Annotated in this window: 13 protein-coding genes; 2 read left to right on the top strand and 11 right to left on the bottom strand. The window is 64.6% G+C overall.

The window, feature by feature from the left end:
• The first annotated feature begins 7 nt into the window (after positions 1 to 7).
• Positions 8 to 790 (top strand): aldolase, encoded by a 783-nt coding sequence (locus ACUXVH_RS16995; RefSeq protein WP_011059738.1) that lies wholly within the window; start codon positions 8 to 10, stop codon positions 788 to 790.
• Positions 791 to 821: 31 nt separating this feature from the next.
• On the top strand, positions 822 to 1,709 hold the full coding sequence (locus tag ACUXVH_RS17000; RefSeq protein WP_015634478.1) for a dihydrodipicolinate synthase family protein: 888 nt from the start codon (positions 822 to 824) through the stop codon (positions 1,707 to 1,709).
• A gap of 69 nt (positions 1,710 to 1,778) precedes the next feature.
• Here the strand turns inward: ACUXVH_RS17000 and ACUXVH_RS17005 are convergent, their stop codons facing one another.
• From ACUXVH_RS17005 to ACUXVH_RS17055, 11 genes are all read right to left on the bottom strand, one after another.
• Positions 1,779 to 2,312: a hypothetical protein gene (locus tag ACUXVH_RS17005; protein ID WP_041116411.1), complete on the bottom strand. Its 534-nt coding sequence runs from the start codon at positions 2,310 to 2,312 to the stop codon at positions 1,779 to 1,781.
• Positions 2,312 to 2,956, bottom strand: a complete 645-nt coding sequence (locus ACUXVH_RS17010; RefSeq protein ID WP_053156731.1) for a hypothetical protein — start codon at positions 2,954 to 2,956, stop codon at positions 2,312 to 2,314. The genes ACUXVH_RS17005 and ACUXVH_RS17010 overlap by 1 nt, the downstream gene beginning before the upstream one ends.
• A 272-nt stretch (positions 2,957 to 3,228) precedes the next feature.
• Complete coding sequence (locus ACUXVH_RS17015) at positions 3,229 to 3,567, bottom strand: YegP family protein (RefSeq protein WP_011059734.1); 339 nt, start codon at positions 3,565 to 3,567, stop codon at positions 3,229 to 3,231.
• 62 nt (positions 3,568 to 3,629) lie between these two features.
• Positions 3,630 to 4,961 carry an LLM class flavin-dependent oxidoreductase gene (locus ACUXVH_RS17020; RefSeq protein WP_019094811.1) on the bottom strand — a complete coding sequence of 444 codons (1,332 nt, stop codon included), beginning with the start codon at positions 4,959 to 4,961 and terminating at the stop codon, positions 3,630 to 3,632.
• A 13-nt stretch (positions 4,962 to 4,974) separates the two neighbouring features.
• A complete protein-coding gene (locus ACUXVH_RS17025; protein WP_026020181.1) occupies positions 4,975 to 6,402 on the bottom strand; it encodes an MFS transporter in 1,428 nt (475 codons plus the stop codon).
• Positions 6,403 to 6,532: 130 nt separating this feature from the next.
• Complete coding sequence (locus ACUXVH_RS17030; RefSeq protein ID WP_011059731.1) at positions 6,533 to 7,282, bottom strand: tRNA-dependent cyclodipeptide synthase; 750 nt, start codon at positions 7,280 to 7,282, stop codon at positions 6,533 to 6,535.
• 4 nt (positions 7,283 to 7,286) lie between these two features.
• Complete coding sequence (locus ACUXVH_RS17035; RefSeq protein WP_019094810.1) at positions 7,287 to 8,063, bottom strand: 2OG-Fe(II) oxygenase; 777 nt, start codon at positions 8,061 to 8,063, stop codon at positions 7,287 to 7,289.
• 292 nt (positions 8,064 to 8,355) lie between these two features.
• The gene (locus tag ACUXVH_RS17040; protein ID WP_065364424.1) at positions 8,356 to 9,426 is read right to left on the bottom strand and encodes an aliphatic sulfonate ABC transporter substrate-binding protein; all 1,071 of its coding nucleotides are present in this window, start codon (positions 9,424 to 9,426) and stop codon (positions 8,356 to 8,358) included.
• A 52-nt stretch (positions 9,427 to 9,478) separates the two neighbouring features.
• Positions 9,479 to 11,947: a TonB-dependent receptor plug domain-containing protein gene (locus ACUXVH_RS17045; protein ID WP_015634472.1), complete on the bottom strand. Its 2,469-nt coding sequence runs from the start codon at positions 11,945 to 11,947 to the stop codon at positions 9,479 to 9,481.
• Positions 11,948 to 11,972: 25 nt separating this feature from the next.
• Positions 11,973 to 12,470 (bottom strand): RidA family protein, encoded by a 498-nt coding sequence (locus ACUXVH_RS17050; protein ID WP_015634471.1) that lies wholly within the window; start codon positions 12,468 to 12,470, stop codon positions 11,973 to 11,975.
• A gap of 88 nt (positions 12,471 to 12,558) precedes the next feature.
• Positions 12,559 to 14,136 (bottom strand): flavin monoamine oxidase family protein, encoded by a 1,578-nt coding sequence (locus ACUXVH_RS17055; RefSeq protein ID WP_065364425.1) that lies wholly within the window; start codon positions 14,134 to 14,136, stop codon positions 12,559 to 12,561.
• Between the last annotated feature and the right edge of the window lie 252 nt (positions 14,137 to 14,388).

Consider the following 14,388-nt stretch of genomic DNA (forward strand, 5'->3'; position numbering starts at 1 on the left):
CTTCGACATGGCCAAGACATTAGCATTGCCCAAAGACCAACTGGTCAAGCAAGCCCTGACCCAGATGCAAAATACCCTGGCGGATAATACGTGGACCGACCGACAAAAGCTGGCCCTGACCTGCCGCATTCTGTTCGAGAACGGCCACGACTCGGGCCTCGCCGGGCAGATCACCGCCCGCGGCCCGCAACCCGGCACCTACTACACCCAGCAACTGGGCCTGGGCTTCGATGAAATCAGCGCCAGCAACCTGCTGCTGGTCAACGAAGACCTGGAGGTCCTCGAAGGCCACGGCATGCCTAACCCGGCCAACCGCTTCCACAGTTGGGTGTACCGCGCCCGGCCGGACGTGAACTGCATCATCCACACCCACCCGACCCACGTCGCCGCGCTGTCGATGATCGAAGTGCCGCTTGCGGTGTCGCACATGGACCTCTGCCCACTGTACGAGGACTGCGCCTTTCTCGAAGCCTGGCCAGGGGTGCCGGTGGGCAACGAAGAAGGCGAAATCATCTCCGCCGCCCTGGGCGACAAGCGCGCGATCCTGCTTTCCCACCACGGCCAGCTGTCCACCGGCGCGAGCATCGAGGAAGCCTGCGTGATCGCTCAACTGATCGAGCGTGCGGCCAAGCTGCAACTGCTGGCCATGGCCGCCGGCACCATCAAGCCGATCCTCCCGGAGCTGGGCCGCGAAGCCCACGACTGGATTTCCAAGCCCAAGCGCCACAGCGCCGCCTTCAACTACTACGCTCGGCAAAACCTGAAAAAACACGCCGACTGCCTGAACTGATCCACCCCTTATGCCTTGCAGGAGTTGCACCATGCCTACTACCCAGATCCACGGCATCATCGGCTACACCGTCACCCCCTTCGGCCCCAACGGCGAAGGCCTGGACCTGGACGCCCTCGGGCGTTCCATCGACCGCATGATCGACGCGGGCGTCCACGCCATCGCCCCCCTGGGCAGCACCGGCGAAGGCGCCTACCTGAGCGACGCCGAATGGGACCAGGTCAGCGAGTTCAGCATCCGCCACGTGGCCAAGCGTGTGCCGACCATCGTCAGCGTCTCCGACCTGACCACCGCCAAGGCCATCCGCCGCGCGCGTTTTGCCGAAGCCAAGGGCGCCGACGTGGTGATGGTGCTGCCCGCCTCCTACTGGAAGCTCAGCGAAGCCGAGATCCTCGCTCACTACCAGGCCATCGGCGCCAGCATCGGCGTGCCGATCATGCTCTACAACAACCCGGCCACCAGCGGCACCGACATGTCGGTGGAACTGATCCTGAAGATCTTCCACGCCGTGGAAAACGTCACCCTGGTCAAGGAAAGCACCGGCGACATCCAGCGCATGCACAAGCTGCAACTGCTGGGCGAAGGCCAGGTACCGTTCTACAACGGCTGCAACCCGCTGGCCCTGGAAGCTTTCGCTGCCGGTGCCAGTGGCTGGTGCACAGCGGCGGCGAACCTGATCCCGCAGCTCAATCTCGACCTCTATCAGGCCGTGCTGAGCAACGACCTGGCTCGCGCCCGGGCGCTGTTCTACCGCCAGTTGCCGCTGCTGGACTTCATCCTCAAGGGCGGTTTGCCGGCCACGGTCAAGGCCGGGCTGGAACTCGCCGGGCTGCCCACCGGCGAGCCGCGCAAGCCGGTATTCGCGCTGAACGAGGGCGGTCGCCAACAGTTGCAGACGCTGCTGCAGAGCCTGGGTTGATTTCCTGAAAAAAAAGCCCGGACAGCTGACACCGTCCGGGCTTTGGCATGGGCCGCGTCCAAGCGTGGCTCAGTGACTGTCCAGCGCCACCGGGGCCTGGGCCTTGAACTGCGGGTCCTGCAGCATCTGCGCAATGAAGTCGTCGGTGATGCGCCGCACATGCTGGTATTGGCCGCCATCAGTGTTGGCCCAACCACGCCAGGAGCGGGTCTGGTTGCTGACCCGATACTTGGCCACCTCCTGGTCACCGCGGCTGACATGGAACATCACCTGGCTGTCCCAAGTGGTCCGGCCCGGTACGATAAACAAGGTCATGGCACTGAGCAGCCCCATGGGAATGTTCTGCCAGCCAAAGTAATCACTGTTGGCCATCACGATCACGTTGTAGCCATCGGCACTGAACCCCGGCTGCACCTGCTCGAAGGTGCCGCGACGACGCAGTTCGTCACGGATCAGGCCGGCAGGGATGGCCCCCATCACACTGACGCTGATCGCCGGTAGCCGCTGCTGATAATCCACCTCGGCCGGCTTGAGACTGTGGCTGGTCTGGCAACCGCCAAGCCCCAGCATCAGCACCATCAAAAACCACAATTGATTACGCATTAGAGATCCCCCGACAGCATGGCCTTGAGCATCGACGCCTTGGGCCCCTGCTCCCTGACGATCAACGACGTGACCTCCTCCATCTTCTCCAGATCGACCCGTTGCAGGTCCGGCACCTGCGGGTATTTGGCGCGCACCAGGGCGGCGTCGCGCTCCAGGTGGTCGCTGTGCAGAAACACGCACTTGGCCCCCGACGCCGACAGGCAGCCGGCGCGAAAATCACCCAGGTAATAAGCCTTGCCGGCTTCCAGTTCCAACGGGATGGAGAAGTCTTCGCGGCTCCAGGCGGTGGCGTTGCCGCGGTCGAAATGCAGGTTGTAGATCTCGTAGCGCCCGGGTTTGAGCGGCATCACGAACAGGCTGCCGATGCCGTGCCAGGTCTCGCGCACATCCCGTGGCGTGCGGCCGTAGATCTGGTTGTACAAGCGCGCCGAGGCGAACCCGTCACCGCCGCGCGGGCGAATCAGCAGCATTTGTTCGTTGGCGGTGTGCACCGCCTTCGGCCAGATGCCGACCACCCCCACCACATAGGCCACCCCCGACTGCGAGTCGGGGCGCATGCTCTCGGCAACTTTCGTGGAAGACAGGCTGTAGCAACCGCTCAACGCCAGCAGCGCGGCGAGTAATACGAGAGGGCGAATCATGAGGTCGCAGATCCCTTGGACAATGATTGATAACGTCAACCAGAGTGCCAGGCCTGCCGAGCGCCCGGTGACGGGCGCGGAGGATAAGGCAAATGATGGCATTGCGCCATAACTCCGTCGCCAATCGGCTGGCGGCCTGCCAGATCACAATACGCTGCCCTCGCCCGGCCTCCAGGCAAATGCCAGGTGCTTGTGAAAACCCGCTGGCAGCACAAAGCCCGAACGCTGCCTGGGTTCGGGCCTGGTGCTGTCGAGGGTGTGTGGAGCCGGGCCTAAACGGACGTCAGGTCCTTGATGTTGTGGCTGGGGCCGTTGGCCTTGACGCTGGCGATGCCCTTTTCCCGGGCCGCTTCCGAGGAATAGGTTTCACTGTTGCCGATGATCTGGTGGTTGGCCGCCTTGAGGTTGAAATAGGGTTTGCCATCCTTGGCGCTCTTGCGCTCGTAGCGCTCTTCCAGGGGACTGTTGGCCTGCACCGAGGCGATGCCGTTCTCGGCTGCGGCGCGGGTGGTGTACTGCTCGCTGCTGAGAATGACCTCGGCATTGGCCGCCTTGAGCACGAAGCGAAACTGGCCGTTGCTGCTTTTCTTCAACTCATACCATCCGGACATGCTGTAGCTCCTGGGTTGATCGTTGGGCGTTGCGCCTTGAGAGTAAAGACTCTTTCAGCCATTCAGCCATTGCCCCGGTGGCTGAAGAAACGGTTTTCCACCCGCGCCAGCCCCAGGTGTTCACGCAGGCTGTGGCCGGTGTAGCGCTGGCGAAACAGACCCCGGCGCTGCAGCTCGGGGGTGATCAGTTGCACGAAATCGTCGATGGCCCCCGGCAGATGGGTGAACAGCACATTGAAACCGTCGGCGGCGTATTCCTGGTACCAGGTAGCCAGCTCATCGACGATCTGCCCCGGCGTGCCCACCAGTACCTTGTGCCCGCTGGCCGACAGGCTGCGCAGCAGTTGCGCCAGGCTCGGCCGCTCCCGGCGGATCAGTTCCTGCACCAGGTGCCGGCGGCTTTTATGCCGCTCGGTGGGGGCGGCATCGTCCAGCAACGGCACCTGCGCATGCAGGGGCAGATGCGACAGGTCGATACCCAGGTCCAGCAGGTAGGACAGGGCCTTGAGCTGTGCCTGGGGGTCCTGCAGTTCCTGCAATTGCTGGTACTTCTCCTCGGCTTCGTTGAGGGTGCGGCCCACCGTGGGGGCGATGCCGGGGAAGATTTTCAACTGCCCGGCATGACGCCCGTAAGCGGGAAGCCGTTCCTTGAGTTCGCGATAGAAAGCCTTGGCCTGCTGCAGGTCGGTCTGGGCGGTGAACACCAGCTCGGCGCAGCGCGCCGCCAGCTCACAGCCCGGCCCGGACGACCCGGCCTGGGCGATCACCGGCCAGCCCTGCAATGGCCGCGGTGCATTCAACGGCCCCTGTACCTGGAAGTGCCGCCCCCGGTGCTGCAACAGGTGCATGCGCTCCGGGCGCAGCCACTGGCCGCTGGCCTTATCCCGGGGAAAGGCGTCGTCGGCCCAGCTGTCCCACAGCCCGCTGGCCACACTGAAGAACTCCTCGGCCCGGGCGTACCGCTCGGCGTGGCTCAGGGGTTCGGGGTGGTTGAAGTTCTCGCCGCCGACCAGCCCGGTTACCAGGTTCCAGCCAGCCCGGCCCTCACTCAGGTGGTCCAGGGAGGCGAACTTGCGCGCCAGGTTGTAGGGCTCGTTGTAGGAGGTGCTGGCGGTGGCGATCAGGCCGATATGCCGGGTCACCACCGCCAGGGCCGGCAGCAGGGTCAGCGGGTCCCAGCGCAGGCTGTAGGAACTGCGGGCCAGTACCCGCGGGTCCAGGTCCCCCACCGCCACGTTGTCGTTGAGAAACAGGGCGTCGAAACAGCCCCGCTCCAGGGTTTGCGCGTAGTGCCGGTAGCGCTGGAAATTCAACGAGGCGTCGGCATCCGCCTGGGGATGGCGCCAACTGCCGCCATGGGCGCCGGAGCCGGAGAGAAAGGCCCCCAGCCCCATCTGCCCGCCGCGCTCAGCCACGGCTGGTGCCCTCCTCGGCCGTCGGCACCGGCGCCGGGGCCGTGCGCAAGAGCAGGCTCACCGAGGCCCAGACCAGCAGCGTGACCACCGCCAGAAAGCCCATCACCGCGCGGTAACCATTGAGAAAGGCGCCCTGGGCATCGTCCAGCGGCGTGGCGGAAAAGTGATGGAACAGCCCCACCCCCACCGCCAGCCCGACACCGCCACCGACGTTGTGCAAGGTCATCAGCGAGCCCATGGCCACCGAGCCCACTTCCTGGGGCACCGAGGAAATCCCCAGCACCGTGGACGGCCCGAGAATGCTGGCCCACCCCAGGCCCATGACGACAAAGGCGCCCAGCAGATAAGGCAGCGAAGTCTGGCCATCGAAACCGGCCTGCAACAACGCCGACAGCACGAACAGCAGCAGCCCGGTCTTGATCAGCAGCGCCGGCCCCTTGCGATCCACCAGGCGCCCCACCAGCGGTGACAGCAGCGCCACCCCCAGGGTGGTGGGCAGCAACAGCAGGCCGCTGGCCTGCACCGTTTCGCCGCGGATCTGCGCCAGGTACAGCGGCATGACGAAAAACGCCACGCAGTAGAACAGCGCCAGGCCGAAACTGGCCGCCACCCCGGCAACGAAACGCCGGTTGGCGAACAGCTTGAGGTCGATGATCGGCGCGGCCACCCGCCGCTCCACCGCCAGGAATGCGCCCAGGGCCAGCACCGCCAGCGCCACCAGGGCCAGGGTCAGGGGTGAGCCCCAGCCCCAGCTGCCGCCCTGGACGATCACCAGCACCAGGCTCGGCAGGCCGATCAGCAACAGCAGCGCACCCCAACCATCCAGGCGCGCCCCGGTCTCGGCCGAACGCGACTCCTTCACGCTGAAGCTGCAAATGCCCAGGCTCAGCAGTACGAAGGGCACGTTGATGAGAAAGATCCACTGCCAGCCGAAGGCACTGGTTATCAGCCCGCCCAACACCGGGCCGACCGCCAGCCCCACTCCATTGACCCCGAACAGCACCCCGAAGGCCCGCCCCTGCTCGGCGGTCTCGAAGGTGCTGGAGACAATCGCCCCCGAGGCGGTATAGAGCACCGCGCATGCCAGCCCCTGGGCCACCCGCGCGCCGATCAGGGTATCGATCTGCCCCGCCAGCCCGGCCGCCAGGGAGGCCAGGCCGAACACCGTCAGGCCGATGAACAGCACCCGCTTGCGCCCATGCAGGTCGGCCAGGCGCCCCACCAGCACCATGAAGCTCGACAGGGCCAGGATGAAGCCGTTGATCACCCATTGCAGGGCGTCCACCGAGGCCCCGAGGTCGGCCTGCAGGGCCGGTAACGCGGTGTTGACGATGGTGAAATCCACACAGCCGAGAAAACTGGCGATGCTCACACCGAGCAATGCCCACCATTTGCGTTGCTGTTGCGCAAAAACGCTCATGGAAACTCCTTGTCAGTCATAAAAAAACGCTCTGTAGGAGCCCGCTTGCCGGCGAACAGCCCCTTGAGTCCGGCATCGCCGGCAGGGGCGCTTTCGCTGGCAAGCCAGCGCCTACATTGATCGCGGCGGATCAGATGGCGATGGCGCCGCTGGTCCAGTTGGGGTGAATGGCGCCGGGCAAGGTGAAGGGAATCGGGATCCCCCGCTTCTTGAACTTCAGGGGCAGCCAGCGCACCCGGTCCGGGCTGTGGGGTTCGATCAGCAACTCGCGGCTGGTGGCCATGGCCGTGGTCATCTGCTGCGGGTAGAGCACGTAGTGGTAACCCTCGTCGGCCCACAGCGGCAGGATGATCGGGATCTCTTCCAGGATGTACTCCCGGCACTGGGCCGCCGCCCGCTCGATGTCCGCGTGTTCGTCACGCAGGCGCAGGCGCTCGGTGAATACGCCGATGGTGCTGTCGATGGCGTCGCGCAGTTCCTCGCGCTGCTGGTAGACCTGGTTCAGTTGCTGGCGCAGCTCGGCATAGCGGTCGCTGGCCAGTTCCTGGTTCCAGCGGGTGATGTGATAGGGCACCCGCAGGCCGTCGAGGATGCTCTGGTTGCGCGCCAGCCAGGCATCGCCATCGCGGATCGCCGCCGACAGCGCCTCCCCGGGGGACTTGCCGTGCTTGTTGTGGCGTTGCAGGGTATCGGCCACCACCACCTTGACGTGGCTGAAGCCGGACTGGTTGATCAAGTGAATGGTGGACCGCAGCTTCTGGTCCTCGTGATATTCCTGGCCGACGCTGACCGCCAGTACCACGCGCTTGCCGTCGAATTCGTGCTCCTCGCCGCCCTTGTTGAAGTAGGCCTTGAGGTTGATTTCCTGCACCTTGCTCATGAGTTCAGCTCCAGTAGGCCAAAGGCTGGTGTTCGCCGTAGTAACCGATAAAGACCCCGAGGGTGACCCGGGTGCTGCTGGCCGAAGGGCGCACGGCGTGGATCAGCCGCGGGTTGAGGAGGATCAGGTCGCCGGGCTCGGGCTTGACCACGAAATCCGGCGGCGGCAGCAGGTGGCGTTCGATGCCGTAGGCCCGTTCGCCCTTGAGGCGGTTGTACTCCTGCTCGTCCGGCTCGATGCCCCAGATCTCCAGCTCTCCGCCATCCTCGGGGATTTCCAGGTAGATGTTGGTGGACAGCTGGGTCAGCAACTGCGGGCTGTGGCCCTCGGGGGCATTGCGTTCAAGCTTGTCGGTGTGGGGCGTGAGATCGACCCCAGAACCCTGGAAGCGGGCAATGCCGACGAAACACTTCTGCCCGTCCACCTGCAACAGGTGCGCGCCCTGCGGCCAGACTTCGTCCAGCAGCAGGCGCAGTTCGTCGATGGGCGAGGCCAGTGGCCGGAACAGATTGCGGATCCTGCGAATGTTGGGCAGGGCCAGGGCGTGGTATTCGGCCCGGCTCTGCTCATCCTGGATCTCGATATAAGCCTTGCCGACCCGGACGAACTCCTGCTGCTGGCTGAAGGCACTGCGCAGTTCCTGCTGATACAGATGATCCCGCGCCACCTGCAAGGTATCCGGTGGGCAGAAACCTTTGAGCTGAACGCCGTAAGAGCGTTTTTCCACAACATCGAGGATATGCCGCGCTTCAAGTTTGTCGGCCGTAGTGACTGTGAACATGCAAGCTCCCTTAATTCCCTGGAAGTAGCGACGAAGTACAACATCGGTAGAACGTAATAATTTGTTTCAGGGCCACCTTAGGCAGTTGCGATGGCCTTGTGAAATATCCTTTATCTCTAATATCCAAACTTAAAAATGTATAGAAAATCAGGCAAATAGCGGCCACCACAGGCACTTTGAAAGTGCTGCGAGAAGATTATGAAATTTGCTGATAGTTAAATTAAGCGAAGGACATTATTGCTCTTTATTTATTTAAAACCTCCCGAGATCAATTAATAAAACTGCCACACACTCATTCAACTTCATTGAATTGAGCATCCATGTAAGCTGCGGCATCGAAAGTCTTCTGAATAATGCCCTCCTCGCGGTAGAGATCGGCGGTGTGCTGCACGTCCTCCACCACGGCCGGGCCTACGGCGATACGCCGGGGCACCGAGTAGCGATTGGAACGCTCATGCACCTCCACCGGCAAACCGCTGTAGCCGGCCTGGATCTTTGAAAACTCGCTCTGGTGCTGGTTGGCCCAGGCATAGGCACGATCCAGGCGCTGCAGGAAGTCGGCGATCTGCTGCGGCTTGTCGCGAATCGCCTGGTCGTTGGCCACCAGCAGCATGTGCCCGGCGAACAGCCCTTCGCCACTGACCAGCACCCGGCTGCCGCCCTCCATCTGCACCATGCTGGTATAGGGGTCCCAGGTCGACCAGGCATCGGCCTGGCCGTTGCTCAGCAGGCTGCGGGATTCGGCCGGCTGGAGAAAGATGAACTGCGCATCCGCGCCGTGCAGGCCCACCGACCGCAGGGCGGCCAGGGCCAGGAAATGGCCGATGGAGCCCCGGGTGGTGGTGATGCGCCGGCCCTTGAGGTCGGCGGCCTGCTTCAGCGGCGAATCCTCCTTGACCACGATCGCCACCGCGGTCGGCGTGACCTTGAGCTTGATCACCCCCACGGTCTTGAGCGGCGCCCCGGCCGCGGCGGCAAACACAAAGGGCGCATCCCCCAGGCTGCCGATATCCACCGCCCCGGCGGCCAGGGCCTCGGCGGTGGGGGCCGCGGCAGCGAAGGAGGCGAACTCGATGGGGTACGGCACCTGCTCCAGCTCGCCTGCCGCCTGCAGCAGAATCTTCAGCGACTGCTTCTGGCTGGACACCCGCAGCGCCGGCTGCGCCAGTGCACTGCCCAGCCACAAACACAACACCAGCCCTTGCAGGAGCCGGCCTGCCGGCGAACCGCCCCTGCCCCCTGCGCCCTTCATGCCGCCGCCTTCGCTGGCAAGCCAGCTCCTACCAGGTGAACGACCGGCAGGACGCCACGGGTGTAGGAGCCAGCTTGCTGGCGAATGGCCCTTGAACCCTGCGCCGGTCATGCGGCCGCCTTCGCTGGCAAGCCAGCTCCTGCGAGAGTGATCGTGGTCATGCTCAGAACGCCAGGCTGACGCGGCTGTAGTAGTAGCCGCCGCCCAGGCCATAGGGCGAGAACATTCCGTATTCATAGGTTCCCGCCCAGGCCTTGAGGCCGATCTTGTCCGGGTACACGTCGAACAGGTTGTTGGCGCCCACGGCCACGGTGAGGTTCTGGGTCACGTCGTAGGCCACGTCCAGGTCGGTGATCCACTTGGCGCTGTAGGTGCGATCGTTGCTCGGGATGTTCGAGCCTTCGGTGTACTCGCCAAAGCGGGTCAACTGCAGGTTGGTGGTCCAGTCGCCGACCTTGTAGTTGCCGGAGAGGATCCACTTGTCCTTGGGCGTGGATTTAGTCAGGTCGATCTGCTGCTGGCGGTCGAACAGCACATACCCCGCCCCCAGGCGCGACAGGGCCGCCGGGGTGTCCGCCAGGTCGCGGATGGTGGTCTTGTTGTGGTTGTAGGCGACGCTCCATTTCGCCGTGCCGTACTCGCCGAAGGACTGGCGGTAGTCCGCCACCAGGTCCACGCCCTTGGTCCGGGTGTCGGCAGCGTTGGTGTAGTACTGCCCGGCGAGGTTCGGCGAGAGGCCGTTCTCCACCAGGATCTGCGACACCGCCGGGCCCTTGAGGATGCCGGTCTGGAGAATGCGCTTGTCGATGTCGATCAGGTAGAAGTCGGCCGTCAGGCGCAGCCGATCGGTGGGCTCGGCGGTGAACCCCAGGCTGTAGTTGCGCGAGGTTTCCGGCTCCAGGTCCTTGGCGCCCAGGGCCACCGCTTCCGGCGAGTTGGGGCGCATCTGCTTGGTACGCACCGAGGTGGTGGTGCCACCGGCGCCGAATTCGGTGACCGTGCTGGTGGTGGAAAAGACGCTCTGGGCCAGGGACGGTGCACGGAAGCCGTTGCTCACCGCAGCCCGCACCGCGTACCCGGGGAGGAACTCGTAACGGGTGGTGAGCTTGCCGCTGGTGGTGTCGCCTACCCCTAGGTTGTACTTCTCGTAGCGCGCCGCCGCACCGACGTACCAGTTGGGGGTGATGTTCAGGCCCAGGTCGATATAGGCCGCCTCACTGTGGCGCTTGAGGCTGTAGGCATCTTCCGGGGTCGTGCCGTTGACCGAGAACAACCCCGGGTCCGGCACCACACCGGCGAAAGGCCCGGTGTTGGGGACATAGCTGCCCTGGTTGTAGGAGTTGGCCTCGCCCTCCTCCAGCGCATATTTCTCCCAGCGGTATTCCACGCCGAAGGAGGTTTCCAGCGGGCTGCTCCAGCCGATGTCCAGGGCCCGGGAGAAGTCCAGGTTGTTGGTCCACTGGTCGAACACCAGGTTGCCCAGGTGGAAGTCGTGCTGGCTGTAGGGGCCATTGGAAATGTTCAGGTTGTTGGCCGTGTCGAGCACGCCGCGATCCTTGCCGTAGGTGCTCGACAGGTCCCAGTCCCAGCCACCGAGCAGGCCCTTGGCACCACCGGCGACCTGGAAATCGGTCTCGTGGATTTCCCGCCGCGCCTGGCCGCCGTTGGGGTAAGGCGCATTGGGAATGCCCGCCAGGCTGGTGATGTCGGTGGGCTTGCGGTGCCCCAGGTCCTTGTTGCTGTTGCGGTAGCTCAGGGTCGAGAACGAGTACAGCTTGAGGTCGTCCTCCAGAGGCAGCTCGGCGTTGTAGGCCAGGCTGGTGGTGCGATCGCGGCCCAGGCCGTACTCGGTGCCCCAGCCCTGGCGATTGCTTTCCCGGGGGTCCGGCGAGCCGTCGGCCTGCTTGAAGTACAGCTGGCCGCTGGCGGCACTGGAGCGCTCGTAGGGTTCCTGCAGCTTGGCGTCCCAGGACAGGTTGATGAAGCCGCCGTTCTCTCCCAGTTTGTTGCCCCAGTTGAAGGCTTCGTGGCCGGTGGTGCCGTCGCCGTCGTAGTACTGGCCCAGGGTGGTGTCGGAGGTCAGGCCTTCGGCATTGCGCTTGAGGATGATGTTGATCACCCCGGCGATGGCGTCGGAGCCGTACTGCGCCGCCGCGCCGTCGCGCAGCACTTCGATGCGCTCGATGGCGGCGGTGGGAATCAGGTCCAGGTCCACCGGCACCGAGGCGTTGCCGACCCGTGCGCCGTTGTTGATCAGCGCCGAGTTGTGCCGGCGCTTGCCATTGATCAGCACCAGCACCTGGTCGCCGCCCAGGCCGCGCATGCTCACCCCGCGCACCAGGAACGCCGTGCCGCCGCCGTTGATGGTCGGTACGTTGAACGACGGCAGCAGGCGCCCGAGCATTTCTTTCAGGCCGTTCTGGCCGATGCTGCGCAACTGCTCGCTGTCGATCACATCGATCGGCGCCGGGCTGTCGGTCACCGTGCGTTGCTGGCTGCCGCGCACCCCGGTGACCACCACCGTGCCCAGGGTTTCGTCGGCCGCCAGCAGTTCGGCGGGCAGCGCCAGGCCCAGCAGGCCAAGGCTCAGGGGGGCCGCGCCGAAGAGGATTTTATGCAAGGAAATACTCATGACTTCAGATCCTTTGACAGGCGGCTCAGCGCGCTCGGGCGGCAACGGTTTCGACTTCGATCAAGGCGCCGGGCAGCACCAGCCCCGCCACTTGCACCGTGGTCCGGGCGGGCTTGAGCGGCTGCTTCTGGGTGCCGAAGAACTCGCGGAAGGCCACTTGCAGGCCGTCGAAATCCAGCTTGCCGCCCAGGGCCGGGTCCCCTACCAGGTAGATGCGCAGTTGCACCACGTCCCCCAGGGTCAGGCCCTGGCTGGCGAGGATCGTCTCCACCTTGCGCAGCACCACCCGGGCCTGGGCCTCGGTGTTGCCCTCGGCGTGGATCTGCTCCTTGGACGCCTTGGGGTCCACCGGGTCCGGCAGCAGCCCGGAGAGGTAGGTCACCTCGCTGTTGGCGGGCAGGGTCACCGATTGCAGGATCGGCGAATTGGGGTAGCTGGACGGCACACGCTGGATTCCCGCGGCCCAACTGCTGCTGGCGGCGAACAACAGCCCCAGCCCTACGACGGTGTTTTTCAAAGACATGCAAAGACGCTCCCAAGGTTGTGTGTGCCAGCCTCGGAGGTCCGCTACCCGGCATGGGTTACCGCTGTTGTGTGAGTGCTCGGCTTTTTCAGGCCGTTTGCTGTAGCGACGAGCCTTGCGCCCGTTGGAAAAGTTGCCGCACCACCCGCCGCGCCGCGCCGGCGGCGGCTTCCTGCCAGATGCCCACGCCGCTGTGGGCCAGGCCGTCGCTGGTGAGGTAGACCCGGCCCTGGGGCTGGTTGAGCAGGCCGTAGTCCGGCTCGGCCACTTCATGGCTGATCCAGGGGCCGAAGTTGTAGGGGATCTTGCTCCAGGCAATCACCAGCGGATTGCGCAGTTCCTGGCTGTGCCCGGGGTGCAGGAGCTCCACCGCCTGACGGGAAATCTCGATCTGCTGGGCCAGGGTTTTCTCCCCGAACCGTCGGGCGGTTTCGCCGTTGTTGTAGGCCGCCACCAGCACCCCTTCGGCCTGGTTGAAACCGCCGCTGGGGTACCACAGCCCGGAGGCTTCCTGGTTGATGAACGACAGCCCGCCGTAGATCTGGTACTGGCTTTCCCAGAAGCGCCGCGACTGCCAGGCCACCTTGTTGGCGTAGCCGAACTGCACCGCGCCGATGGCCTGGCGCACCGGGGCGCTGAAGTTGTTCTGCACCTTGGCCAGCAGCGGCAGGGGCAGGCTGCTGATCACGTAGTCGGCCTTGAGGTTGTGGGTGCGGCCGGTGCGCCGGTCCAGGTAGGCCACTTCGGCGCTGTCGGCCTGGTTGCTGATGGAACGCACCTCGCTGTGCAGCCGCAACTGGCCTTTCAGGCGCCGGGCAAAGGCCTGGGGAATGCGGTCCATGCCGCCCACCGGCTGGAACATGGTGGGCGAGAACTCCGGGTATTCGTCGATCATCAACGCCGTGGTCAGCGCCGGGTTGAGCAGGGTCTGCAACGGCAGCGGATCATTCTTCTGCGCCAACTGGTCGCCGGCGCCGGGCCAGACCTTGTAGCCGGAGCGGGCCGAACCCAGGTACTCCAGCTTGTCGGAAAGATCACCCCAGGTTTTCAGGAAACTCAGCAGGTTGCTGCGATCGGCTGGTGTCAGCTCCTGATCCAGGGCATGGCGATTGACGGCCTTGGCCAGCAGCTCGGAAAAATGCCCGCGGCTGTCATTGACCGCCTGGCGGATCTGCAACGCCGGCTGGTCAAGGTCCGGACGCACCAGGGCGTTGCGGCTGGTATTGACCAGCACCTCCAGCTCCACCCCCAGCTCGCGGCAGTAGCCGAGCATCAACTGATGGTGGCTGGGCAGGCGGCCGGCCCCGGCATTGAGGTAGAACCCCTCCCCGAATTGCGCGACCTGGGTGCTGCCGTCGCTGTACTCCACCCGATCGCCACCACGCACCGTCCAGTTGCGCCCGCCGACCCGGTCCCGGGCTTCCAGCAAGGTCACCTTGAACCCGGCCTTGCTCAACTCGTAGGCGCTGACCAGGCCACCGATCCCGGCGCCGATCACCACCACGCTGGCGCCCTTGCCCAGCGCCGCCGTGGGCAGCGCCGCGTAGTTTTCCTCGAACGCTTCGGCCGTTGCGCTGGCGCCGAACAGGCCCATGACCGCACTCGCCGCCTGGACCCCGCCGACAGCGGCAATACGGGCGATCAATTGTCTTCTGGTCAGTGGCATGCAAGCGCTCCCTGCTGCGGATGGATAGTGCGTTCGGTTATAGATCGGCGACTTATGCAGTCACTTGGGTCTATGTGAAGCCATCCTAGGGGCGCTTATTTAATAAGAGAAATACATTTTAAGCATATGCAAATATTACTTTGTTTCATATTCAAGCCAAAAGATTCTGCGCTCCGCGCATAGCCCTGCGCCTGGCCGTGCCTGGCCATACTCGCCCCGCCAGGAACCGGCTTGCCAGCGAAGAAGCCCCAC

The organism is Pseudomonas sp. 8(2025), assembly GCF_052665325.1.